Source organism: Arthrobacter sp. UYEF36 (assembly GCF_040547025.1).
In the GTDB taxonomy this organism is placed as follows: domain Bacteria; phylum Actinomycetota; class Actinomycetes; order Actinomycetales; family Micrococcaceae; genus Arthrobacter.
This window is the reverse complement of sequence record NZ_JBEPOX010000005.1, coordinates 38,641-61,380: the sequence shown is the minus strand read 5'-3', so window position 1 is coordinate 61,380 and position 22,740 is coordinate 38,641. Positions and strand designations below refer to the sequence as shown.

Genomic DNA, 22,740 nt, shown 5'->3' with positions numbered 1-22,740 from the left:
CCCAGAATAGGTGACTGATTGGTCACATGTCTAGGGCTGGTTTGTGTCCGGTTGTCCACGACGCAGGTGGCGGTGGTGCAGCTCGTAGCTGTCGAACACGTCGGAGGACGTGGCTCCGGAATGGCCGAATTTGCCGCGAAGGACCTCCGCGAGTGCCTCAAGCGACGCGTGGAGCATCCGGCCGGCGAACTGGAGTTCGGGGCTCTCGCTGCGCTGGGCCTGGGAGGCCAGCTCCTGGGCGTAGGCCACCGTGGCGGGCAAGGAGCCGCGCTGCTCTATTTCACGGAAGTAATAGGTTTCATGGAACGCAAGCAGGTCTATGCTCACCGAGGCCACGCTTCCGGCCATGGATTCCAACAGTCCGGCCGCATGCCCGGGATCCAGCGACGATACACCCGCAGGACCCGCTGCCTCCCTGAACAGGCTCAGCTGGTGGGCAAGGGTCCGGCGGCGGTTCAGGGCCGGGTACGTCTGCAGGATCCAAGTGACCGTTGCCGTCAGCAACCCGAAACCGGTGACGGCCTCGAGGGCCACAACCAGCCGGAGCAGCGGATGCGCCGGCACGATGTCGCCGAACCCCACCGTGGAAAGAGTGACGAGGGAGATGTAGAGCGCTTCGGCAAAGTCGCCCCGCTGTGGCACCCCGGCTCCGTGAACAAAACCGGCCGGCAGATGGGGCAGATAGAGCAGGGCCCAGCCGATGGCCGCCAGGCCTGCCCAGGCGCCAATGACAGCCGCCATGGCCAAAGGTGCTGCGATGAAGGAGCCCCGGCCCCGCAGTTTTCTGGCCACCAGCCAGAATCCGCGCATGATCGCCCGGCCGACGGGACCAGTACCGTGCGGGTAAAGGAGCGTACGAAAGACGTCAATGAGCATCAGCAGAACCAGCCCGGCCCCCAAAACCGTCCAGAGCGTGCCCTCGAAGTCCATGCCTCATCTTAGAGGCGGCGCCCTGGGCACGGTGACAAACAGAGGAACCCCGCCGTGCTGGGCACTGCGGGGTTCCTCGCTGGCTGGATGCCGGTTACTCGGAACCGGGTTTCTGTTCCCGGTCCCGGAGGTTCTTCTTGATCTCGTCGAACTTCTCCTTGATGACCCGTTCCGCGTCGGCGAGCGTTTTACCGGCGGTGCTCAGGGGATCCATCTGGAGATAGACGTTCTGACTGACAGGCAAGTCGTACTCGTCCTTCAGATGGGTGCCGCCGCCGACGCCCTGAAGAGACAGGTACACCATGGCGTCCGTCCGGGCCACGCCGGAGATGGTTCCGAAGACAACTGTGAAGTCGTTGGATTCAAAGCTCACAGTCTGACCGATATGGCTGCGGTCCAGGTCGCCGGCTGCGACCGGCTTCTCGGACTGGCTTGCGCTGTAGCTCATGAACTTCTCCTAATGGTCGAGGTAGCCGTACCCCAGCAGTCTATCTACGGTGCCAGTGACGTTCCGGCGGTTCCGCGGCCGGCAAGGGTGCTTCGTCGGGCCCGGTGCGCGGTCCTCTCAGAGTGCTGACCGCGAGGCCCGCATCGTCAGGATCAGCCACACCGTTCGCGGGACCGGCCACAGGATAGCCAGCGCAAGAACCGGCACCAGGAAGACGCCGACGTCGGGGAATTGGCGGACGATGACGAAGAGGTGGGTGTCGAACCGGGCGGGGGCGTAGATGAGGCACAGCCACAGCGCAAATCCGTCGAGGGCGACCCGGAGCACCAGCCACAGGCTCAGCAGCTCCGCCAGCAGCAGTCCGAGAGCGACCGCCCAGCTGTAGCGCTGGAGCAGTCCTCGTGCACCACCGCCGGCACCGGCGCCTGGCCCTGGAGAATCCGCAGGACGTTGGTGTCGATCAGCGGGTGTCGTGACTGCGGCCGGAATGGTGCATAGGAGCGCCGGATGGACGAAGGTTACGAGGTCTACTGCGGGCTGGATGTTGGCAAGTATCCCCGCCGCGCTGCGGAACCGGGCGCGGGCCGCGTACCGGGCGACCAGCTACGCCGAAGGAGATAACACCTGGAGTCACTTCGTGGCGAAGGCGATCGAAGCGGAGACAGCCCACCGTGAAGCCGAACACAACGGGGTGCCCCTATGTTCTTTGTCAAGTTGCAGGGCATGCTCCCGATCGCTCTGGTACCGCCAGGGCGGTCGCCCGGCCCCGGCTCTAAAAGAAAGCAGAGCCGGGGCCGGGTTTCTAGGAAACTCTGGTCGGGGTTACGGTGCGAGGGGGTTGGTGTAGGTAAAGGTCTTGTTGCCAAACGAGAAGGTGGCACCGGACGTTGAGTCGGTGATCACCACATTCGAGTAGGTGACGGAGACGAAGGTGACGGTCTGCCCGGGAGGGCAGCTGAAGCCCAGCGTTGTGGCGCTCGGCGGCGTCAGTGTCAGAGATCCGGTGATGTTCCCGCTTTGGTCAGCAGTGAACGTTCCACTCGTGCTGACATCCGTTTCTGTGGTGGTCTTGTTAGACGCTTTCGGGTTGTTGCCGCCGTTGTTGACGCACTCGTAGGTGGTTGTTGCTGTTGCCGTGACCGTAACGGTCTCGACGGCCCCGGATGACAGACCTGCTTCCTTGAAGCTGACGACCAGACTCGAGCCCGAGAGGGTGGCGCTTGTTGCGTTTTTAATGAAATGTGGATTTCCGTTGGCAGCCGTTGCCGGGCTGCCGAACATGAAAAGCGCCGTAACGATTGCGGCGATGATTGCAAAAGTGCGCTTGTACATTGGTGACTCCTGTAGCAAAAGTGGTCAGACATGGTCTCCGCCAATCAGCGGAGGAAAAGGATCCCCCAGCCAGTCCCAACAGTTGCTTGTCGGACGTCTTTGCTCTCAGCCGGCCCGACCCTCCAAGAGCACACCCTCCCTGTCATAAGCACAAGGGCAATAGGTACCTTTGGGTCTGAAATCTCGACTCGCCGCCCGACGGCAGAAACGGGGCAGTCCCCGCTTCAAGCATCGGGGCCTGCAACACCTGGTCGAAATCCCGTGGACGCACAGGCCTACGTTTGAGCGGCCCCGGGAATCCTTGGGTGGTAGAGGGTTCCGTCCCTGAGCATGGCGTAGAGGGTGTCGCAGCGTCTTCGGGCCAGTGCCACCAAGGCCTGGTTGTGTCGTTTTCCTTCGCTGCGTTTCCGGCCGTAGTAGGCCCGGCAGGCCGGGTCCTTGAGCGAGGCGAACGCGGAGAGAATCAGGACACGTTTGAGTGCCTTGTTCCCTCTACGTGAGGCGTGATCGCCGCGGATAGAGGACCCGGAGCGCCAAGTGACGGGGCAGAGGCCGGCGTAGGAGGCGAGGTGGCCGGCTGTGGGGGCCGCTGTGGGCGTCGGAGATCACCAGTTTCACGCCGTCCAGTCCGCGGGCCTTCAAGGACCGCAGGAACGCGGCCCAGAATCCCTCGTTCTTGCTGTCGCCGACGTCGAAGCCCAGGACTTCCCGCCGCCCGTCCGCGGCCACGCCGAAGGCGACCACTACAGCCTGGGACACGACGCAAATGGACTTGTCTGGAGGCCATCTCCGTCCTCCTAACAACCCTCGGCTACCCAATTCTTGAGCCTGTCGGGGAGATCCGGTTGGCGTGCCCCAGCGACGGCGGCAACGATGCGGCCGAGACGCTGCTCTTCCGGGAAGGCGGGACTGAAGCCCGAGCACTGCCAACGACGGAAGGTCTCCTTGTTCTCGCTGGGTCGGCGGGCAGGGCCGTGGCTCGCCCCTCGCTGCCGGCCTCACTCCTGCGCCGGTGCCTTGACCTAGTTGAGCAGGGCGTTGTCGATATTCGCGGTGATGATTACGTCTTGGTTAAGGACCAGCTGTTCAGCAGTCCTAGCACCGCTGGTGCGGTGGTTTTAGGCGGCAGCATCAACGGAAGGATTTCCTGGAAGACCGCGACGGGCCGGACCTTCCAGCAGCCCTTGGGGCCCTGGGTGATGTCGAACTGAACCTTCTGGTTCTCCTCCAGGGACTTGTAACCGCTGGATGCGATTGCCGAATAGTGTGCGAACACGTCAGTGCTTCCGTCGTCAGGGGCAATGAAACCAAAGCGGCGATTGCACGGAATGTAAGGAGTCCTCTGCACACATAGCCCGCCGCTGGCGATCTCATGAGCTGGCATGGTCGGCAAAGACTGTCCCATCTTCAGGTGCTGGCCCTTTCCAGCCCTAACGCTCCCATGATAATGAGACGAGAGCGGAAGTGTTGGGACAGGCGGCCTGTTGCCGTTTCATTTCTGGCGGACAAATAGGGAAAGCCCCTTGGGAGGGGCTTTCGGCGGGTTGGACAGGTGATCGCTGGTGTTGGTCAGCGGTGATTCGCGCCTCCTCCCCGGGCGCTGTGCGCGCGCCCCTGCCGGTTTCCGTAGTTAGAGACTCTAATAAATGTCCCGGCTGATCGTCCAGCGACTCGACCAGGAATTTCCGGCGGCCAACCTGGCCCTCGTCCGCTCGGACCGGCGTTCTGCCGGGCGGCGGGGCACCCAGCCGCGACTGCCGGTCGCTCAGGCGTCTGAGCTGACGCCACGCACTGCGGTGCGCAACAACTCGGCGGAAGGAAGCCCCGCCATCCTGTCTTCCAAGCGATACACGCGACAGCTCAGGGCAGGGGCTGAATCGGCAGGAAACAGGTCCCGTCCGTTCGCTATGAACGACGGTGAGCCGTGGAAAGACAGCGCCTCGGCCTCGTCCTCGGAGGTTACTTCACGGACCGTTACGCGTCCGGCGCCTTTTCCTTCGGCTGCCAGGGCTTGACGGAACAGTTCCAGGGCCGGACCCCTATTGGGGCAACCCGGGATGGTGCGCAGTTCGTAGTCCATGACTCAGCCGTTCATGGGGCCGCGGGTCAAGCTGACAGTCGCCGGTTCAGGGTTGGAACCACAGCCTTCGCAGCAGCCGGAGACCCCGCCCTGCTCAGTGTCCCTCGTCGGTGTTACGCGTGCGTCCGGATCGGCCCGGCCGCCGTCGTGGCTCGTGCCCGCGCCCGTTTCAGGCGCGGAGCAGCAATCGTCCTTTTCGACGTCAAGCGCGTCGTGGCTGTGCGGGACGGTGCAGCAGACATCGCCGCGCCAGGCGTTGATGCCTTCCCGGACGGCAATCGCGGCGATGACCAGGGCTGCGCCGGCGTCGGCCCACCACCAGCCCAGCGTGCTGTTCAGCACGAGTCCCACCAGCAGGACCGCGGAAAGGTAAGTGCACAGAAGCGTCTGCTTGGAATCCGCCACCGCGGTCCTGGATCCGAGTTCCCGTCCGGCCCGGCGCTGCAGCCAGGACAGGACCGGCATAATCGCCAGGCTCAGGGCAGCGATCACGATGCCAGCTGAGGAATGCTGCGCTTCGCCGCCACCAACCAGGGACCGGAACGAGTCCATCGTGACGAACGCCGCGAGGGCGAAGAAGGAGAACGCGATGATCCGCAGCGTCAGGTGTTCTCGCTGTTCAGGGTCCTTGGTCGAAAACTGCCAGGACAGGGCGAGGGCGGACGCGACCTCGATCACCGAATCGAGTCCAAACCCCAATAGTGCCGAGGAGCCCGCGACATTCCCGGCCCAGAGCGCCACGACGGCCTCGATGACGTTGTAAGTGATGGTCGCGGCCGCGAACAGCTGGATCCGCCGACTCAAGACGGCGCGCCGGGAGGCGGCGGGCGCGGGCTGGAGTGCCGTCGTCATACCAGGCACGTCCCGTCCGGTGCGCAGCAACCCGGGTCAACGGCCAGCACCACGCCGAGCAGGTCCGTGACGGCGTGGCCCAGCCGGACATCGGCGAGTTCATACCGGCTCCGCCGGCCATCCGGGACAGCCACCACGAGGCCGCAACCACGAAGGCAGGTCAGATGATTGGACATGCTCTGCCGTGAGACACCCAGCGAATCGGCCAGATCCGACGGGTAGGCAGGCTCATCAGCCAGTGCCAGAAGGATCCGGGCCCGGGTCGGATCCGAGACGGCGTAGCCGAACCGTGCCAGCACCGGGGCGTGCGTGAGGGTTTCCATGAGACGAAAGTACATCCGTGCGTGTATTCATGCAATTGTGTACTGGGAGCAGGGATCAGCTGACGTTGCGTGGGGCGAACATGATCACGGCGACTCCGAGCAGGCAGATCACCGAACCGGTGATCTCCCACCGGTCGGGCCGGAAGCCGTCGAAGATTATTCCCCAGGCCAGGGAGCCGGCGACGAACACGCCGCCGTAGGCGGCGAGGATCCGGCCGAAGTTGGCGTCAGGCTGCATGGTCGCTGCGAAGCCGTAGATGCCCAGGGCCAGGACCCCGAGTCCGGCCCACCACCAGTCCTTACCTTCGCGAACCGCCTGCCAAACGAGCCACGCCCCGCCTATTTCCGCCACTGCGGCCAGGACGAACAGCAGGATCGTTTTTGCGATAGTCACGGATTCATCATGGCAGTGCCCGGCTGAGCATCCACGAAGGGACTCTCCAGCCGCACTGTGGTCTGCGTGCGCACTGACTAGCGGCTCTCGATAACGAAGGATTCCGATAATATATCGGATCGAGAATCCCGGGGCGGGTCACTCTTTAAGGCAATGTGGAGTTCTGCCGCAGAAAAATGGCTGGGGACTTTGACGGTAAATGGCGGCGTTCTGTGATCGCTTGGTGTGGCTCTTAGAGATGAGTCGCCACTCGAGCCTTGTCTTACGTGGGCTGGCCAAGCGCGGATGCCCTTCAGAAGGGCTCCTGCGCGGTAGGGGCAGCACCGAATGCGTTGACGTGCCGCTGGAGTCCTTCAACGGATTCTTCACCCCGGCATCTACAAGGTCACCGCCGAGAAAGACGCCGCCGTTACCGAACTCACCGCCCGGGTCGCCGCACTCGATACCCAGACCGCGGCGACGGACGGAGGCGCAGCTGGAGCAGGCCCGCGGGGCCGAAGGAACCAGCAGCGGCGTCCGCCGGCGGCTTCAGCCGCGCGGGAGGAGGCGCTACCTAACTTCCCTGACCTCATGAGTCGGGGCCGCCGGCCCCTCATGGAACCGCTGACCATCGTGAACTTCACTGCTGCCACTGACGGCCCTGGCGGCTTCGACTGCACCTTGACCCCTGCCGCGCGTTTGGCTGCCTGATAACTATCTTTAGGAGGGTCGGGAACCCGAGGGCGGACGGCCCTGATAGCGCCTGCTGCGCCGTCAAGAAGGCGCGCGATTCCGTGTCGTGGTTAGAATCGTCGTCATGGCTGATGATTCGAAAAAGTTGTCGCTCGCCGGTTCCGTCTCGCTAGGGACCGGGGTAATGGTCGGTGCCGGGATCTTCGCCCTCGTCGGCCAGGTGGCCGGCCTAGCGGGTGGGTGGGTGCCTGCGGCGTTTCTGGCCGGAGCCGTCGTCGTCGCCTTCAGCTCGTACTCCTACGTGAAGTACTCCGGGGCCAACCCGTCGTCGGGCGGCATCGCCATGCTGCTCAAGGACGCGTATGGGCCCGGTGTCATCGCAGGATCATTCTCACTGTTCATGTATGTGTCCATGGTGGTCGCTGAAAGCCTCCTCGCCCGGACCTTTGGTACCTACATACTTCGTCCCTTCGGTCTCGAGGGATCAGCTCTGTTGGTGCCTGCCTTGGGCGTGGCGGCGATTGCTGCCGCTGCCGTGGTGAATATCTTCGGCAATACACTGGTGGAGCGTTCCGCGACCGTCACGGCCGCGGTCAAGATCATCGGTATCGCGTTGCTGGCTATCGCTGGCCTTGTGGCTTCGGGGTGGTCTTCGCTGGGTACGGCGCTCACGGGCGGCTCGGGTGAACCTCCCCAGCAGGGCCTTATTGGGTTCCTGGCAGGCACGACGCTCTGCATCCTTGCTTACAAAGGGTTCACTACCATCACCAACCAGGGCGGTGATATCAGGGAACCGAAGAAAAACATCGGCAGATCCATCATCATTTCCTTGGCGTTGTGTACCGTCATCTATCTGCTGCTCACCATTTCAGTGATCGGAAGTCTGAGCGTCCCGGAGATTATCCAGTCCAGGGACTACGCCCTGGCCCGGGCTGCCGAGCCGCTCTTCGGTGCGTGGGGTGTGGGGCTAACTATCGCCCTGGCCGTTGTGGCGACGTTATCGGGGCTGCTCGCCAGCATCTACTCGGTGTCCAGACTCTATGCGATGCTCCAGGAGATGAAGCAGGCGCCCGGACTCCCGGGGAAGGTGAAACACCAGCCCCTGCTCATCACGGCCGGCCTCGCGATCCTGGTCACCGTCTTTCTGGATCTGAGCCAGATAGCATCCCTTGGGGCCCTGCTGTATATCAGCATGGATATCGCCGTCCACCTTGGGGTCATACGTCATCTGCACCAGGACATCGGCGCCCCAAGGTGGGTACCCTTGGTCGCGATCGGCCTCGACGTCATCCTCCTGGCAGCCTTCATCGGGGTCAAGGCCGGACAGGATCTGCTGATGCTGACCGTAGCCGCGGCCCTGTCACTGGCCATCTTTCTTACACAGTGGTGGGCCGTCCGCCGACGCGGCCAGAGTATCGAGGCGGACGACGGTCAGGTTGGGGCCGGTTAGGTCTAATCTGCGGTGCCTGCAGTGCGTGCGGTGCCCCCGCTTATGTCCGGGGCGCAGCTTACGTGCGAAAACAAGGTACGCAGCACGGCCGCCCTGGTGGCGGCGGTGACGAGCAGGTCGGCCCGGCTGCCCGCCTACACGGACCGGGGTTGGCGCGGACTTGGTCCTCAAGCCCCCATCTTTCACGCCTGCGGGGCCACGTCGTGGCTCTTGGAGGCGGGAATTCCGGCAGGGAGGCGTGGGTTGTGGGTTTCGGGGCACGAATTCCTGGGCCACCCGGCCATGCTTGACCCCATAGTTGTCGTTGCTTGAGAAAGGACCAGTCATGGATCTGCACGATCGTTCAATTCTGCTCACGGGTGCCGGCAGCGGTATTGGTGCGGCGATGGCGTTGGAGCTGGCCGCACGTGCAGCCAGGCTCACCCTGGTGGGTCGCCGGCGTGAGCCCTTGGAGGAAGTCGCCGCGATAGTGCGGGAGCGGGGCGGCCAGGCCCACGTGGTGGCCCTGGACCTGACAGCGCCGGGCGCCCCGGCCATCGCGGTCGCCGCCGCACAGGACCACTTCGAGGGCGTTGATGTTCTGATCAATAACGCCGGCAATGTCCGTGCCGGCCGGCTGGAGACCTTGGATGAGTCAGAGGTCCTGGCCCAGATCGCGTTGAACCTGACCGCGCCGATCCTTCTGACCCGTGCGGCGATCCCGGCGCTCCGCGCTTCCGGTGACGGGCTGGTCGTGAACGTTTCCTCGGGCATCGGGCTGATCGGTATGCCGTTTTATTCCACCTATGCTGCGACGAAGGCCGGGATCGCGCATTTCGGTGAGGCCCTGCGCCGGGAACTCTTCGGTGAGGGCATCCATGTCCTCAACGTCTATCCCGGCGCGACGAGTACTCCGATGATGGACAGCTCCCAAGCGGGGGCGGAGCACGGCTTCGAATATGAGAGCCCGGAGGACGTCGCAGCCGCCACGGTGGCCGGGATGGAAGAGGGCGCCCTGACGGTGGTGCGGGGAGGCGGAACCCGCAGTGCGATGATCGCCTTGAACCGTGAAGACCCCGCCGCGGTGGACAGGACCCTCTTCGCGCGGAAGGCCGACCTGGAGGAAGCCGTTGCGGAGCACTCCAGCATTTAGGCCGGCTAGACCGGCAGGCAGGTCCGGGAGAGCGGGTCAGAAGAAACGTTTGCGTAAACGGAACCTGGCGATGAGGGGGCAGTGGCGGTGGCCGGCGCTGGCGATGTTCGCCGCCGGTTACGGGGCGAACCAGTTCGTTCCCCTGCTCGCGCTCTATCGCCGCACACTCGCCCTCTCGGACGCCGAAGCGACGGCCGTGTTCGGTGTCTATGCCCTGGGTTTGATCCCGGGCCTGATTCTGGGCGGAAGAGTCAGCGATGCCAGGGGACGCCGCCCGGTCATGCTGGCGTTCACCGCGTTGTCGCTGCTGGCGACCGCCGTGCTGATCACCGGGCAGTGGGGCGTGACCGGGCTGTACGCGGGCAGGCTCCTCACCGGGGTGGTTTCCGGGACCGTGTTTACGGCCGGTACGGCCTGGGTGAAGGAGCTCTCCGGGGATGGTGCTTCGGGGACAGGTGCGCGGCGGGCCGCGCTGGCACTGACGGCAGGGTTCGGGGTCGGACCGCTCGTCGCCGGCCCGCTGGCCCAATGGGCGCCTGCGCCGCAGGTGCTGCCCTACGTGGTGCATCTGGCCCTGGCCGGTACCGCGCTGGTGATGCTCCCGCGCGCACGCGAAACACTTATCACGGGCGGGGCCGTCCACGCCCGGGCGCCTTTCTTGCCCGCATCGGTGTCCTCGGCCCGGTTCCTGCGCGTGGTCGTGCCGCTGGGGCCATGGGTGTTCGGCAGCGTCACCCTGGCGTTCACCACCCTCCCGGGGCATGCGACCGGCCCGACCGGTGTCCTCGGTGTGGCGTTCCCCGGGCTTCTCGCCGCGGGCGCCCTCGCCGCCGGTGTGCTTTCACAGCCTCTGGGCCGGCGTCTGCACCAGGCCGGCACGGCTCGCGGCGGGACCACCGCGGCGATGACGGGCCTTGGCATTGTCGCCGCCGGCTGCGCCGCGGCTGCGTACGCCACCGCCCATCCCGGGATGGCCACCGCCACGGTCGCTGCCCTGCTCCTCGGTGCGGGGTATGGGATCTGTCTCATCGTGGGGCTGCGGGAGACCGAAGACATCGCCGCCGCCGGGGAACTCGGAGCTGTGATCGCCCTGTTCTACAGCCTGGCGTACTCCGGCCTCGCCGTACCGTACGTGCTGGCCCTTCTGGCCCCGCACACCGGTTACCCCGCGGCGCTGCTCTTCACCGCAGCGGCGGCCACCTTGACGCTGTCCGCCATATTCCTGGCAGGACGGGCCGGCTACCGGGCCGGGCCCCAAACGAACCACATCTGACCCGCCGCTCCTGCCCCACCCTCAGGAGCTGCCGACGTCGGTCGAGCGTTGCACACCGTCGGCGGTGGTGGCCAGGACAGAGTCGGTGTAGGGGTGACCGACCAGGGCAGCGGGCTGGAATCCGGCCGCGGCGGGGTCGGGAGGGATGGCCCGGGTGGCCGGAGGCGAAAAACACGCCCGGATCCCTGGCGGGCGCGAATCCCATCAGGTCGTTGTCGGGCCCGATTCGGACGGCCGGCTCTGCGGACACGTCGTAGAGGCTGCTCTTGCCGGCCTCACCGTGGTCATTGCAGGCAACATCACGCAGACGCCGATCGTGGGCGGTGCCGGGTTCCTGTTAATGATCGGGGGAACGCACTGGACCCTGACTTGTATCCAGGGGCATCCCTAAATCCACGTAGGATGCTGGCAGTTGCCCGGGACCGCGCCGCATGGACACCACCGCCTCCGGTCATGCACGCCGGCTACATTCGCATCAGTGCAGAGGACGTGGGCTTGCCGGAGGAGTACGCTGTGAACTATCCAGGTACGGACGGACTACTCCGGATTTAAGGGGATGAAAACGTGGCTGCCAACCCAGCATCGAGTCCTTCAACCGGCCCAGGGCGCCTCCCGCGCCCGGTGGATACAACTGTGCCTTCCAAGCCGAAACGTCGCCCCCGGATACCATCCCCATCTTCGGCCCGGGGCGGGGGTGGGGGCCGGGAGGCGGCAGTGACGCGGGCCGGGATGATTTGGGTCGCCGTCAGCACCGGGCTGATCCTGCTGGTGTTGCTCATCATCTTCATCCTGCAAAACCAGGACCGCGTGACCGTACACTATCTTGGCGTGACCGGGGAGCTTTCCCTGGGCATGGCGCTGTTTATCGCCGCGGTGGCGGGCGGGATTCTGGTGGCCGTGGCCGGAGCAGCGCGGATCCTCCAGCTTAGACGCCAATCCCGCCACCTGCCCGGCGATCCGCCGGCCGTTCCGGGACCGGGAACAACCGGCAAGCCCGGACCTGCACCCGTGCCCTGAGAGCCCGCCTCCGGTCCGACGTTCAGCCGCCGGGATGCCCCTTTGAAAAGGAGCGGAAATGCCGGTGCACCGGTGACGCCGGCATCACGGCCCTGTTCCGTCATGGACGTCCGGACCCAGGAGCATCCTGAATACCATCGAGTGCCGATCCGTTGCCCAGTTCACTCTTGGGAATGACGCTGATGGTTCCGTTCGTTTCGAGCACCACAGCCGCAATGTCGGAAAGGTCGCCGGAACCGGCGGCACGGACCGCCTGCAGCACCTCGGATTCGCTGAGGCGGTGCCTGCGGAGCTGGGCATGCTGGAGTTCCCCGGACACAACCAGTGCCACAGGCCTGGATGTCACGGCAGACCTGGCCCCGGGCACATGCGCGGACGCCCACGCGACGATGAACTGCAGGCCCGCAAGCAGCGCCAGCGCCGTCAGTCCCTCAAAAAAGGCGACGTCTGAACTGAGCAGGATGGTCGCGAGCGTGGAACCCAGGGCGACGGTCACAATGAAATCGAACGCGTTCAGCTGCCCCAGGGTTCTTTTGCCCGATACCCTCAGAACCGCCACCAGGGCAGCATACGAAACTGAACCCACGATCAGGACACGGAGGATCTCTGCCCAGGAATCAAACCACATACGCTTCATGCTCCTTCAAAAGAGGTTCGGCCGATAGCAGGACACGGGAACGTCATTGACAGTACGCTTTGTATTCCGGATGGGTTAGCTGCAAGCCAACGGGGCCGTGGAAGAGGCAGTGAGTCACCCGCCGGTTCCTGGTCCCCGCGGGAGAGTAGGAGCATATGACTGGAGCACCTCAGGAACAGTCAGGCCGCCGCTGATGAACGGCCGTGCCGCGCATTGGCTGGATGCGCTGCGGACCAGGTTGTGGCCTCTGCCGGTGTTCGCGGTTGCCGTGGCTGTGGTGCTGGGCATGGTGTTGCCTGCCTTGGATTCCGCTGTTGATGGTCAGCTGCCCGAGAGCGTCACTGTTTTTCTTTTCAGCGGAGGCCCGGAAGCGGCCAGGGCGGTCCTGCAGGCCATCTCGGGGTCCCTCATTACGGTGACGTCCCTGACCTTCTCGCTCACTGTGGTCACGCTGCAGCTGGCCAGCAGCCAGTTTTCGCCGCGGCTTTTGCGGACTTTTACTTCCGACCGGTTTGTCCACGGAACGCTGGCCCTTTTTCTGGCGGCCTTCGCCTTCGCCTTGACGGTCCTCCGGAGCGTCCGCGACGAAGGCAGTGGACACACCGCCTTCGTGCCGGAAATTTCGGTCACCGTCGCGTTCGCCATTGCCATTGCCAGTGTTGTTGGTCTGGTGCTCTTCCTGGGGCACCTCACCCGGGAAATCCGGGTGGAAACCATGATGCGCAGGGTCAACGTGGAAACCCGGGAAACCATCGATCGGGTTTTTCCTGAGGACCGGCCCGCACGCGGACCCGAGCCCGGGCCCGGGCTGGCATCCGTCGCCGTACCCATTAAGTCCAGCTCCTCGGGATTCCTGACCTCGTTGGATAAAGGCGCACTCCTGGCGGCCGCGAGAGATTCCGGTGCCGTGGTGCGGATAGACCGGGAACCGGGCAGCTCCCTGGTGGAGGGCGTTCCGTTCGCTACTGCCTGGCCCGTGGAACCGGGAACAATTTTCGGGCCGGAAACCTGCGAGAAGTTGACCAAAGACGTGAATTCCGCCGTGTCAACAGGATTCGAACGCACCAACGTCCAGGACGTCGGATTCGGATTCCGGCAGCTTGTTGATGTCGCTGTGCGCGCACTCTCGCCAGGCATCAACGATCCCACTACGGCCGTGCATGTCATCGGGCACCTCTCGGCCCTCCTGTGCCGGCTGGCGGGGCGGAACCCCGGCCCGGAGCACCTCACCGACGATGGCGGGCGGATCAGGGTGGTGCTGTCATTACCTGCGCTCCAGGACTTGCTCGACATGGCGATGAACCAGCCCCGGCAATATGGCGCCGCGGACCCGGCCGTCGCGGGCCGTCTCCTGGAACTCCTTCACGAACTCGCGTGGTGCGACCGGAAAAGAGAGTATGCGACGGAGATCCTGGACCACCTGGGCCGCATGCGTAGCGCCATTGGCGCCGCGGATTATTCAACCCCTGAACGGGAAACACTGCTGGACACGGCCGATTCCATAGGCCCCAAGCAGGCATAAAAACCCGTCGCAGAACGCCCCGGCCAATGCCCCCTTGCGCCTTGCAACCCTGCCCATGTGACTGGCAGGGCCGTGGCCATGATTGCGGCATCCTGTGCCCGGTCCGGAATGCAGCACTTCAGAGCCCACTCCCGGGACCGGAACGGAAATCACGTCAGCGCCCACGCCCGGGACAGGGACGGAAATTGAGGACGTCCACCTCGACGCGATCCGTGAAGCGGTACCGGGTGCCGACCTGGAGTACACGAAAGACACGGCACCCGGTGAGGTGGAGAAGGTGATTTCTCCGTGCGCTTTTTCCATCAAAGATCCGGACAAACCCGCCGTCGAAGAACTCCTGATCGTGAATCAATCCGGGACCTTGGCCATCGAGCCCGGTGCGAGAGTCAAGGTCACCGGCATCGTCCACCGCGGCTTCAACGTGGCGGACGTCAAACAGGAGACCGGGGTGGAACTGGATGAAGCCCCGCACCGGGAGTGGAAGGGCGAGTCGTATATCGTGGCGTCCACGTCGACGGCCAAAAGTAATACATGTGTGACCTCCTGCAGGGACACCCGAAGCTAGGCTGATAAAAAGGTGTCGAGCAGGAAGTGGTGATGTCCGCGCTGAGTGGGTCTGTGCTTGGACTGCTTCGCTGCCTCGCTGCGCTGCGAAGGGCTTTCGTGTGGCTACTAGTGGCACTCCTCCTCGCGGGAGCGGCCTCCTACACCCACGGCAGCCGATACGCCGTCGTTGGACACAGCCCCTTCCAGTCAGGGGAAGCGCAGTCGCCCGCCGCCCGGTCAGACAGCCCGGTGTGGCTTGGGGCGGTGGCGTCCTCACCCGGCCCGGGTGAGAGGCTGGCGTCGGCCTCCGAGGCGGTCCATGCAGTCCAGCAGGCCGGTCCGTTTGTTGAGCCCGGGTCGATGGAGCGGGAGTGCTGCGAACGGCGGCAGGCTCCGCGCGGCGAACCGGCACCGCTGAGGACAGGGGCAGTGGACCCGCCCTCCATATTCCAGCCGCCGCCCGGTGATGCGGTTTCCAACACTGTCCCGCCGGAGCCGGAACCCTCGGCGCTCACGGTGGTCCAGCTTTCCATCAGCAGGACGTAAAACGGCCCGCCGTTTAACTACACCAAGACCTGCTGAACAGACCTGGAAAGAGAAACCAATGACACATGTACAGTCCATGCTGGACGCCCACCCTCTGGGCGCGGGCAGCATCGATAAAGCCAAACTCGACGAATGCATCCAGGCGTGCTTTGAGTGCGCCCAAACGTGCACTGCCTGCGCCGACGCCTGCCTCAGCGAGGAGATGGTCGCCGAGCTCACCCAATGCATCCGCACCAGCCTCGACTGCGTCGACATTTGCGTGGCCACCGGAAAGATCCTCTCCCGCCATATAGGCGACACCGCTGATCTCACCCGTGCAGTGCTTCAAGCGTGCCGCACCGCATGCAAGGCCTGCGCCGATGCATGCGGACAGCACGCCTCGATGCACCGCCATTGCGAGGTCTGCGCAGAAGCCTGCCGGCGCTGTGAGCAGGCCTGCGCCGACCTCCTCACCTCGCTGGCTGAGTAAGGGAGCCGATGATGACACAACAGCTCAAGAGGGCAGCACCTGAGAGGCCCCCAGCAGATCCGCTACTTCGGCGGATGCTGGCCACACACATCCACTGCGGCGAACCGATGCAGTTACTAGCTGCAGACCAAACCCCGCCGCTCATTGAATCGCCGGAAGGTGTGAACGACGGCGGCCTGCTCACCTACCGGTGCGCCTGCGGTTTCAGCTTCGACCAGAGACAGGATTAACACTGCCCGTCTGCAACGGCGGCCGGCCGGGGTTGCTTTACTTCCGAGCCTGCCATGCACCGCCACGGTGGGTCCGTCCCACGTCCTGCCCGGTTTGCCGATGGAACTGGAACGCGCCCGTCGCGTTGATGGCCGGCAGCGTGCTTCACCACTACCGGCCAGCCATCACTGATCAGGAACCAGGTTGGGGAACAAGAGCCATTGCGGATCGGTTGCATTCGGGACAACAACCAGGAAACGAGGAACAGACCATGACCTCTGATTACGATGAACTGCGCACCGACGTTAAGGAAACGCAGGATAAGTCCCTTGAAGCGCTAAAGTCCGCCAACGCCCCCGACGCGCTCAGCGTGGTGCGGGAACTCGATGCACCCGATGATGCTGACGCTCTCGGCGTTCCCGGCGGTGAAATCGTCGCTGAGGAACTCAAAATCCAGGTCGTCCCCCAATCCGCGGACGAGTTTACGTGTCACTCCTGCTTCCTGGTCCGGCACCGGTCCCAAATGGCCCGGGAACACGACGGCCACCAATACTGCCAGGAATGCGAAGGCTAGCCGGGCAGCGCTGGAAGCCTGCAGGGCCGCGCGCAAAGCCTGCGGCGACGAAGGCGGCGGGCCCGCTTCCGTGTTCGATCACTGCCGGGTCTGCGCCACCGCCTACTGCCGGTGCGAGCGGGCCCGCCCAGACCTTCTTGTTTCACGGGTTTAATCACTTGGAATTATCGGCGGTGGCAATGAATCGCCTATGGCTGTACAGGCGCCGTTGCCGCCGCCTTGGTGGCACCGATGGGTATCCGGATGATCATCATCATGTGGGGATGTTCAAGAACAAAAGGCTGAAGATCGTCCTTACCGCTGTGATGGCTGCGGTTTTTGTTCTCATCTTCGCCTTCGGGCGGGCAGAGACATTCATCAGCGATGAGCAGTTCCTGAAATCCATGATTCCCCACCACTCCAGGGCCATCCTGATGTGCCAGGAAGCTGACATCACGGACCCCGAAATCAAAGAACTCTGGGAGGAGATCATCTCCTCCCAGCAGAAAGAAATCGACCAAATGAAAACCATCCTTGAGCGCTATTAGCGACAGAAGCTCCGGGTCGAGGTCAGCCGTGGACCGCGCCACGGCACAGTCCACGGCCAACTCCATGGGGCACGACTGAGATGAACTCCATGAAGTCCCGCTGCGGGGCAAATCGTCGGTAGCCTTGGAGCCGTTGTGAGGAAACCGGGGCCCGACGCTTCAGACGTCGCGGCGATCGGCCCGCAGAACCGACGAATGCTCAGCACCCAGATTCTCGGTGCAGTGATGCAGCCACTCCGGCTGTGACAGGTTCCCGAAGACAGCCCCGACCCATTCGAGGACGTGATCAACAACCGCTGCGGCCGCGGCCTTGCTTTCGATCAGAGGCAGTGACCCGAGTCCGTCAGGGCGGACGTAGCCACATTGGCCGAAAGCTTTTTGCACAGAGGTAAGCGTCGCCGGAAACGTAGCAAACCAAATTACTGAAGCCAGTCTGATTGCGGCCTGGAATGGGTGGGCAGATGAGCCTACCCGAGCCGCTACCGCGCAGAAGATCAGGCTGAAGCTTGACCTATCCGCCGACACACGCAGCACTTGTACGCCTAATTTGGCCAGATAGACCGCGCCCAAGCGGCCATCGGGCGCGTATTACAAGGCTCGTGGGCACCCTTTGAGTTCGCCGCATCTGCACTGCGGCTAGATTCACCGGCCCTCAGATGAACGCAATTGGGGGCGACCACAGAGTGGCCGCCCCCTTGTCGTACTTCTAGCGCTTAGAGGTCTTGGGAAGCTTCAGGCCGCGCTCGTAGGGGCTCGTCCAGCTCCGGGTACCCCGCAGCTGGATAAAGCCGCGGTCCATGGTCTTCATTTGCGCAAGCGACAGCTCCGCGGTTTGGTCCCCGACAAATTGGGGAAGCCGGCCCCGCCGGGGTCGCCGACGCACGCTTGTCTGTTAGATCGCGGCCGTCCCAGGACCTTTCCGCCGGGTGCCAAGCGCCCCTATTTCCGCAGGACCAAGCGGTCCATAATGGCCACATAAGCTTCGGGGACCCTCGCGCCGGCGATGGGTGGCGCGGCGTTGAAGAGTCCCAGGTGGCTGCCCGGCTAGGCGCAAGGACGGTCACAGGCTCCGGACAAGGATTCCGGGGACCGCAACCTGGGGGAGCAACGCCATCGCTGCGATCATCAACGCACAGAAGGGAATCATCATGTTCAAGAATTCAAACATCATCGCTGTCCTCGCCGCGAAGGACATCAACAGGGCGAAGGAGTTCTACCGGGACAAGATGGGAATAGAGCCCTCCGAATCCATGGAGGAGGGCAGCGTGATGTACAGCTGCGGCCAAGGAACGGGCTTCCTCCTTTACCAGACCGAGAATGCAGGGACAGCCAAGAACACCCAGATGGGCTGGGAAACGGACAACCTCGAACGCGAGATGGAGGAACTGCGAGGCCGCGGCGTCGTCTTTGAAGAGTACGATTTTCCCGGCCTGAAGACGGAGAACGGCATTGCCACCGCTGACTGGGGGAAGGCAGCCTGGTTCCTGGACAGCGAGGGCAACATTCTCAACATCTCCCAGCGCTCGTAGGCCGGACGCCCCCGATGCGCTATCACATTTGGTCGTTCTGAGCGCTGAGAGCAGCTACAAGTGATAGCGCAACGGTGGAGCCGAGCCGTCCGGCTCGGTGGGTGGGGTATCGGGTGATGGTGAACGTGAGGGAATGCGTGAACCTAGACCAAGATGTCCAGGACACCGCGCACAATAGTTGCGGCAGAACCAAGGTAGGCAAGAACTATCAGCAGGAGTTGGGCGCTCCTGGCGGGGACGTACTTGGCAGCGACGTCGCCCAGAACCAGGCCCGCGAGGCACGCAATGGCCACGGCCAGCCACATGCTCAACGGGAGGACGGGGAAGGATGCCGGAGCGGTAATTGCCTTGGAAACCAAAGAGAAGCATCCGATGGTGAAAAAGTAGGGTTGCATCGTGGCCGCGAACGAACGGTGGTCCCAGCCGGTGGCAATGGAGTACATGCTCACTGCGGGCCCGCCCACACCCGCCGCCGTGTTCATGAATCCGCTCAGGCCTCCGGCTGTCCAGAGGTAGCGGCGACGGGCGGGCAGTTTCGCCGATTTCAGTGCCAGCAGGACGGTCAGCCCGACAGCCAGAAAGACGCCGATCGAGATTTCCAGGACAGCCGGGGGGATCAGCCTGATCAGGAACGCCGCCGGGATGATCCCGAGGAGCGCTGAGGCGGCCAGTGCTGCATAACGGCGCCAGTCGATGTCCCGGACCACCCGGAAGATGATGGCACCGGCGGTCACGGCTCCGCAGAGGTTCACCAGCACCACACCTTCCACCGGTCCGAGGAGCAGGACCAGGAAAGGAGCGGCCACCAGGGCGAAACCCATGCCGGTGATGCGCTGCATCCCAGCGCCCATGACGACGGCGGCCAGCACCAGCCCGGTGGTCAGCACCTATGGCCTCCAGGCCACGTACTGGACCTCCTCGAACTCGGCCATGCCCAGGTCTGATCCCTCCCGGCCGAGGCCGGACTGCTTGACGCCGCCCATCGGCGCGAATGCCACGGACGGCAGGGGATCATTGACTCCCACGATGCCTGCTTCCAGCCGTTCCGGGATATTCCAGGCACGCTTGGAATCGGCGCTCCAGACATAGGCTGCGAGCCCCATCTCGGTGGCGTTTGCTTTCCGGATGGCGTCCTCGTCCGAGGCGAACGTGACAATACCGGCTGCCGGGCCGAAGACCTCCTCGGTCACCAGGGCGGCGTCGTCCGGTACGTCCATCAGGAGCGCCGGGGCCATGAATGCCCCACCGCCGGGAACTTCCGTCCGCTGGGTGATCCGTCGGGCACCTCGTTCGACGGCGTCGTCCACCAGGGCCTGCACGGCTGACACCCGTTCGCCGTCGATCATTGGACCAAGATCCGGAACGGCTGAACCGTCATCGGGAACACCGTGTCCGATCGACATCGCATCGAACCGCGCCCCAAGCTTTTTCGCGAATTCCTCGGCGATGCTTTCCTGGACCAGGAAGCGGTTGGCTGCAACACAGGATTGCCCGGTGTTGCGGAGCCTTCCAAGAATGGCGCCTTCTACCGCCGCATCCAGGTCGGCATCTTCGAACACGATATACGGCGCGTTGCCGCCCAGTTCCAGAAGCGGACGGACCAGGCGATCGGACGACATGGCCATGATCTGCCTCCCCACACCGGTGGAACCCGTGAAACTGACGGCCCGCACGGCCGGGTGACGGACCAGGGCTGCGGTGATGTCCCGGGAGGGCCCATGGACGACGTTCACGACGCCGGCGGGGAACCCGGCGTCGTGCAGGACCTCGAACAGCCCGGTCGCCGCGAGTGGCGCCTTTTCGGAGACCCGTCCCACCACGGTGCAGCCTGCAGCCAGCATGGCGGCAAGCTTGCGGGCCTGGATGGACACCGGGAAGTTCCACGGTGTGAGACTCAGGGCAACCCCGATAGGTTTGCGAAGGCTAAGGTGACGCCGTCCCTGCATTTCGGGCGGACTGATCGTCCCCGTGGAGCGGCGGACTTCCTCGGCGAACCAGCGGAAGTACTCGACAGAGAAGTCCACTTCACCCTGAGCTTCGGGGAGCCGTTTGCCGGCCTCCAAGGCCAGGGTGAGGGCCAGTTCGTCGCGCCGTTCGGCGAGGAGGTCCGCCGCGTTCCGGAGCAGGTCGGCCCTCATCCGCACGGTGGTTTGGGACCATGACGCGAACGCGCCGGCAGCGGCGTCGGCGGCCTTGACGGCGTCGCCAGCTGTTCCCCAGGCTACTTCACCGACGGTGAGGCCATTTCCGGGGTCGACAACGTCCCTTGATTTGTCGGCGGACTGCCAGGTGCCGTTCACCAGGTGACGGGCTGATTTCAGGTTCACGTGTGGGTTCTCTTTTCTTGGGCTAGTGAATTTCAAGCACGGCGGGGCGGGCACGGCCACCCACAGCCAGGGTGGGCCAGGTGTCATCGATGGTGAGAATCCGGGGACCGTCGGCGGTGACCAGCACGGTGTCCTCAACTTTGAACCAGGCTCCGGATGGATTCCAGCCCAGCACCATGCCCTCAGCAAGTTCAAGGGTTGTGCGCGGGTTCGCTATCAGTTCGCGCGGGTTGAACCCGGTGAGGCCGCCCTGGTGGTGCCGGCGCCACTCCTCGACTTCGAAGCCGTTGTCGCCGTAGGCGCCCGCCCCGTGGGCGAAAATCTCGCCCAGCACGGCGCCGGGTTTGCTGTGGTCCAGGAACATCTGTTCCACGTGTAGCAAAGCGTTGTACCTGGCGGATTCGGCACCGAGCGCGGAAAAGGACGCCATCCGGGTGATGGTTCCCACCATGCCGCCCCGTCGCCCGCAGCAGGCAACCATCACGCGGTCCTGCACCGGCTTCGCGGAGGCGAGAGGGTGGCGGTGGGCACCGATCCGTTCGTCGGATCCCACGAAGAGGGCCACTGCCTCAATGCTTTCGTCCAGCAGCGCTGCCACCAATTGGCCGGCAATGTGCTGCTCTGAGTCGCCTGGCCTGATGGCAGACACAACCCGTCCGGTGATCCGCGCAAGGTCGGCGCACAGTCCGGTGAGGGTCTGCTGCTGGCCGGGGGTGAGGATCCGGCGGATGGCGGCAAGCGGTGCCTGACCGTCAATGCTGCCGGCGCCCATTCCGTTGGGCTGGTCCGTCAGAACACCTGGGCCGGCGGGCAGCCGGGAAGACCGGTCTTCCGTCCAGTCCACGACGTCGAACACCACCGCGCGGCCGGCAAACTCTGTGTCCCTCAGCCGGGGCGCCTCGATGGCATTCGTGACGATCCGCACCTCTTCGCCGCCCGGCGGTCCGGCCAGGCCGGAGACGACGACGTCGAAGCAGGCCATGTTCAGCGTCTGCGGCACGTGCCACCGGGCGCCCGTGAACCATGAGAGGTTCAGCGGGTCCCGGATCACCACGGTGTGCGCACCGTGTTCCACGGAAAGGCGGCGGAGGGAGGCGAGTTGATCTTCCCAGCTGCCCGGGAGGCTTGCTGCGCTCATCCCTTGCTTGCTCCGGCGGTGATCCCGGCAACGAAGTATCGCTGCAGGAAGACGTACGCCACCACCACGGGCAGGGAGGCCAGGATGACACCGGCAAACAGCAGCGGATAGTTGGTCTGGAACTCGCCTTGGAAGCTGAGCAGTGCCAGCGGCAGGGTCCGGTTGCTCGGCGACTGGATGAACAGCAGCGGGTACAACAGTTCATTCCAGTGGATCACGAACAGGAAGATTGCTGCCGCCGCCACTGACGGGGCGGACAGCGGGAGGGCGATGGAGACGTAGGTCCGCCAAGGTCCTGTTCCGTCAATGGAGGATGCCTCGAAGAGTTCCTTGGGCAGGGTCCGCATGAACCCGCCCAGAATGAAGACCGCGATCGGCAGCGTGGAAACCACATTGGCCAGCACCAGGCCGGTGAGGCTGTCCAGCAGCCCGAGCCGACCGAGCAGTACGTAGAGCGGCACCATGTTGGCCTGGGCGGGGATCGCCATGCCCAGGACCAGGAAACCGAAGACGGCCCAGGACATGAAGCCCCTGAGCCGGGCCACGGCGTAGCCAGCGAGGCTGGCAAGGAACAAGGTGAGCGGCACGGAAATGGCGGTGACAATGACGCTGTTCATAAACGACGAACCAAGGTCCTGACCGCCGATGACCTCCGCGTAGTTGGCCGGGGAGAGCGACTGCGGCAGGCTGAACGGCCCCTCGAAGAGTTCCTGGGTGGACTTGAAGCTGCCGAACCCCACCACGGTCAGCGGAACGATGATGATGACCGTGTAGATCGCGAGGATTCCGCGGCGGGTTATTGACGAGAGCAT

Annotated in this window: 27 protein-coding genes and 3 pseudogenes; 14 read left to right on the top strand and 16 right to left on the bottom strand. The window is 64.3% G+C overall.

The features are described from left to right. Positions 1-30: 30 nt before the first annotated feature. The 3 genes from ABIB29_RS09385 to ABIB29_RS09375 form a co-directional block, all read right to left on the bottom strand. Positions 31-930 carry a potassium channel family protein gene (locus ABIB29_RS09385; RefSeq protein WP_354172146.1) on the bottom strand — a complete coding sequence of 300 codons (900 nt, stop codon included), beginning with the start codon at positions 928-930 and terminating at the stop codon, positions 31-33. A gap of 94 nt (positions 931-1,024) precedes the next feature. Beyond that, positions 1,025-1,378 (bottom strand): MATH domain-containing protein, encoded by a 354-nt coding sequence (locus ABIB29_RS09380; RefSeq protein ID WP_354172145.1) that lies wholly within the window; start codon positions 1,376-1,378, stop codon positions 1,025-1,027. 117 nt (positions 1,379-1,495) lie between these two features. Then, a complete protein-coding gene (locus tag ABIB29_RS09375) occupies positions 1,496-1,705 on the bottom strand; it encodes a hypothetical protein (protein WP_354172143.1) in 210 nt (69 codons plus the stop codon). Positions 1,706-1,865: 160 nt separating this feature from the next. On the opposite strand from ABIB29_RS09375, the gene ABIB29_RS09370 reads away from it, so the two are divergent. Next, the gene (locus tag ABIB29_RS09370) at positions 1,866-2,225 is read left to right on the top strand and encodes a ParB family protein (RefSeq protein ID WP_354172444.1); all 360 of its coding nucleotides are present in this window, start codon (positions 1,866-1,868) and stop codon (positions 2,223-2,225) included. Here ABIB29_RS09370 and ABIB29_RS09365 read toward each other — a convergent pair. The 3 genes and pseudogenes from ABIB29_RS09365 to ABIB29_RS09355 all read right to left on the bottom strand — a co-directional run. Beyond that, complete coding sequence (locus ABIB29_RS09365) at positions 2,201-2,710, bottom strand: hypothetical protein (RefSeq protein WP_354172142.1); 510 nt, start codon at positions 2,708-2,710, stop codon at positions 2,201-2,203. The two genes, ABIB29_RS09370 and ABIB29_RS09365, sit on opposite strands and share 25 nt — an antisense overlap. Before the next feature lie 275 nt (positions 2,711-2,985). Next, positions 2,986-3,300: pseudogene (locus tag ABIB29_RS09360) on the bottom strand (transposase); the annotation flags it as partial. Then, positions 3,296-3,472: pseudogene (locus ABIB29_RS09355) on the bottom strand (transposase); the annotation flags it as partial. The pseudogenes ABIB29_RS09360 and ABIB29_RS09355, both read right to left, overlap by 5 nt. An 83-nt stretch (positions 3,473-3,555) precedes the next feature. Between ABIB29_RS09355 and ABIB29_RS19980 the strand changes: the two are divergent. Then, a pseudogene (locus tag ABIB29_RS19980) lies at positions 3,556-3,831 on the top strand (DUF4357 domain-containing protein); the annotation flags it as partial. On the opposite strand, the gene ABIB29_RS09345 reads toward ABIB29_RS19980, so the two are convergent. The 5 genes from ABIB29_RS09345 to ABIB29_RS09325 form a co-directional block, all read right to left on the bottom strand. Continuing rightward, the gene (locus ABIB29_RS09345; RefSeq protein ID WP_354172443.1) at positions 3,771-4,058 is read right to left on the bottom strand and encodes a cold shock domain-containing protein; all 288 of its coding nucleotides are present in this window, start codon (positions 4,056-4,058) and stop codon (positions 3,771-3,773) included. The pseudogene ABIB29_RS19980 and the gene ABIB29_RS09345 overlap by 61 nt on opposite strands. A gap of 417 nt (positions 4,059-4,475) precedes the next feature. Continuing rightward, positions 4,476-4,790, bottom strand: a complete 315-nt coding sequence (locus tag ABIB29_RS09340) for a hypothetical protein (RefSeq protein WP_354172140.1) — start codon at positions 4,788-4,790, stop codon at positions 4,476-4,478. 3 nt (positions 4,791-4,793) lie between these two features. After that, complete coding sequence (locus ABIB29_RS09335; RefSeq protein WP_354172138.1) at positions 4,794-5,642, bottom strand: cation efflux transmembrane domain-containing protein; 849 nt, start codon at positions 5,640-5,642, stop codon at positions 4,794-4,796. Further along, positions 5,639-5,965, bottom strand: coding sequence for an ArsR/SmtB family transcription factor (locus ABIB29_RS09330; protein WP_354172136.1), 327 nt, complete (start codon positions 5,963-5,965; stop codon positions 5,639-5,641). The genes ABIB29_RS09335 and ABIB29_RS09330 overlap by 4 nt, the downstream gene beginning before the upstream one ends. A 55-nt stretch (positions 5,966-6,020) precedes the next feature. Beyond that, the gene (locus tag ABIB29_RS09325; protein WP_354172135.1) at positions 6,021-6,359 is read right to left on the bottom strand and encodes a YnfA family protein; all 339 of its coding nucleotides are present in this window, start codon (positions 6,357-6,359) and stop codon (positions 6,021-6,023) included. Between the two features lie 796 nt (positions 6,360-7,155). Here ABIB29_RS09325 and ABIB29_RS09320 point away from each other — a divergent pair. From ABIB29_RS09320 to ABIB29_RS09300, 5 genes are all read left to right on the top strand, one after another. Then, a complete protein-coding gene (locus ABIB29_RS09320) occupies positions 7,156-8,481 on the top strand; it encodes an APC family permease (protein ID WP_354172133.1) in 1,326 nt (441 codons plus the stop codon). Positions 8,482-8,806: 325 nt separating this feature from the next. Beyond that, the gene (locus tag ABIB29_RS09315) at positions 8,807-9,613 is read left to right on the top strand and encodes an SDR family NAD(P)-dependent oxidoreductase (protein WP_354172131.1); all 807 of its coding nucleotides are present in this window, start codon (positions 8,807-8,809) and stop codon (positions 9,611-9,613) included. A 49-nt stretch (positions 9,614-9,662) separates the two neighbouring features. Continuing rightward, a complete protein-coding gene (locus ABIB29_RS09310) occupies positions 9,663-10,886 on the top strand; it encodes an MFS transporter (protein WP_354172129.1) in 1,224 nt (407 codons plus the stop codon). Positions 10,887-11,040: 154 nt separating this feature from the next. Continuing rightward, positions 11,041-11,277 carry a hypothetical protein gene (locus ABIB29_RS09305; protein ID WP_354172128.1) on the top strand — a complete coding sequence of 79 codons (237 nt, stop codon included), beginning with the start codon at positions 11,041-11,043 and terminating at the stop codon, positions 11,275-11,277. Positions 11,278-11,600: 323 nt separating this feature from the next. After that, entirely contained in the window at positions 11,601-11,903 is a 303-nt protein-coding gene (locus tag ABIB29_RS09300; protein WP_354172126.1) for a LapA family protein, read from the top strand. A 100-nt stretch (positions 11,904-12,003) separates the two neighbouring features. Here ABIB29_RS09300 and ABIB29_RS09295 read toward each other — a convergent pair whose 3' ends face one another. Then, positions 12,004-12,531: a DUF421 domain-containing protein gene (locus tag ABIB29_RS09295; RefSeq protein ID WP_354172124.1), complete on the bottom strand. Its 528-nt coding sequence runs from the start codon at positions 12,529-12,531 to the stop codon at positions 12,004-12,006. A gap of 202 nt (positions 12,532-12,733) precedes the next feature. On the opposite strand from ABIB29_RS09295, the gene ABIB29_RS09290 reads away from it, so the two are divergent. The 7 genes from ABIB29_RS09290 (at position 12,734) to ABIB29_RS09260 (ending at position 18,463) form a co-directional block, all read left to right on the top strand. After that, positions 12,734-14,062 carry a DUF2254 domain-containing protein gene (locus ABIB29_RS09290; protein WP_354172122.1) on the top strand — a complete coding sequence of 443 codons (1,329 nt, stop codon included), beginning with the start codon at positions 12,734-12,736 and terminating at the stop codon, positions 14,060-14,062. A gap of 277 nt (positions 14,063-14,339) precedes the next feature. Then, positions 14,340-14,627 (top strand): hypothetical protein, encoded by a 288-nt coding sequence (locus ABIB29_RS09285; RefSeq protein ID WP_354172121.1) that lies wholly within the window; start codon positions 14,340-14,342, stop codon positions 14,625-14,627. Between the two features lie 110 nt (positions 14,628-14,737). Further along, positions 14,738-15,154, top strand: coding sequence for a hypothetical protein (locus tag ABIB29_RS09280; RefSeq protein WP_354172120.1), 417 nt, complete (start codon positions 14,738-14,740; stop codon positions 15,152-15,154). A 58-nt stretch (positions 15,155-15,212) separates the two neighbouring features. Beyond that, complete coding sequence (locus ABIB29_RS09275) at positions 15,213-15,623, top strand: four-helix bundle copper-binding protein (protein WP_354172118.1); 411 nt, start codon at positions 15,213-15,215, stop codon at positions 15,621-15,623. A gap of 481 nt (positions 15,624-16,104) precedes the next feature. Next, a complete protein-coding gene (locus tag ABIB29_RS09270) occupies positions 16,105-16,407 on the top strand; it encodes a DUF4193 domain-containing protein (RefSeq protein ID WP_354172116.1) in 303 nt (100 codons plus the stop codon). Positions 16,408-16,670: 263 nt separating this feature from the next. Continuing rightward, positions 16,671-16,934, top strand: a complete 264-nt coding sequence (locus ABIB29_RS09265; protein WP_354172114.1) for a DUF305 domain-containing protein — start codon at positions 16,671-16,673, stop codon at positions 16,932-16,934. Positions 16,935-18,082: 1,148 nt separating this feature from the next. Continuing rightward, positions 18,083-18,463: a VOC family protein gene (locus ABIB29_RS09260; protein WP_354172112.1), complete on the top strand. Its 381-nt coding sequence runs from the start codon at positions 18,083-18,085 to the stop codon at positions 18,461-18,463. Between the two features lie 143 nt (positions 18,464-18,606). Here the strand turns inward: ABIB29_RS09260 and ABIB29_RS09255 are convergent, their stop codons facing one another. From ABIB29_RS09255 to ABIB29_RS09240, 4 genes are read right to left on the bottom strand one after another with little or no spacing between them, the layout of a single operon-like run. Next, a complete protein-coding gene (locus tag ABIB29_RS09255; RefSeq protein ID WP_354172110.1) occupies positions 18,607-19,350 on the bottom strand; it encodes a sulfite exporter TauE/SafE family protein in 744 nt (247 codons plus the stop codon). Then, complete coding sequence (locus tag ABIB29_RS09250) at positions 19,351-20,790, bottom strand: NAD-dependent succinate-semialdehyde dehydrogenase (protein WP_354172108.1); 1,440 nt, start codon at positions 20,788-20,790, stop codon at positions 19,351-19,353. Between the two features lie 22 nt (positions 20,791-20,812). Next, on the bottom strand, positions 20,813-21,928 hold the full coding sequence (locus ABIB29_RS09245; protein ID WP_354172107.1) for a M24 family metallopeptidase: 1,116 nt from the start codon (positions 21,926-21,928) through the stop codon (positions 20,813-20,815). After that, positions 21,925-22,740 (bottom strand): carbohydrate ABC transporter permease, encoded by an 816-nt coding sequence (locus tag ABIB29_RS09240; RefSeq protein ID WP_354172105.1) that lies wholly within the window; start codon positions 22,738-22,740, stop codon positions 21,925-21,927. Before ABIB29_RS09240 ends, ABIB29_RS09245 begins: the two co-directional genes overlap by 4 nt.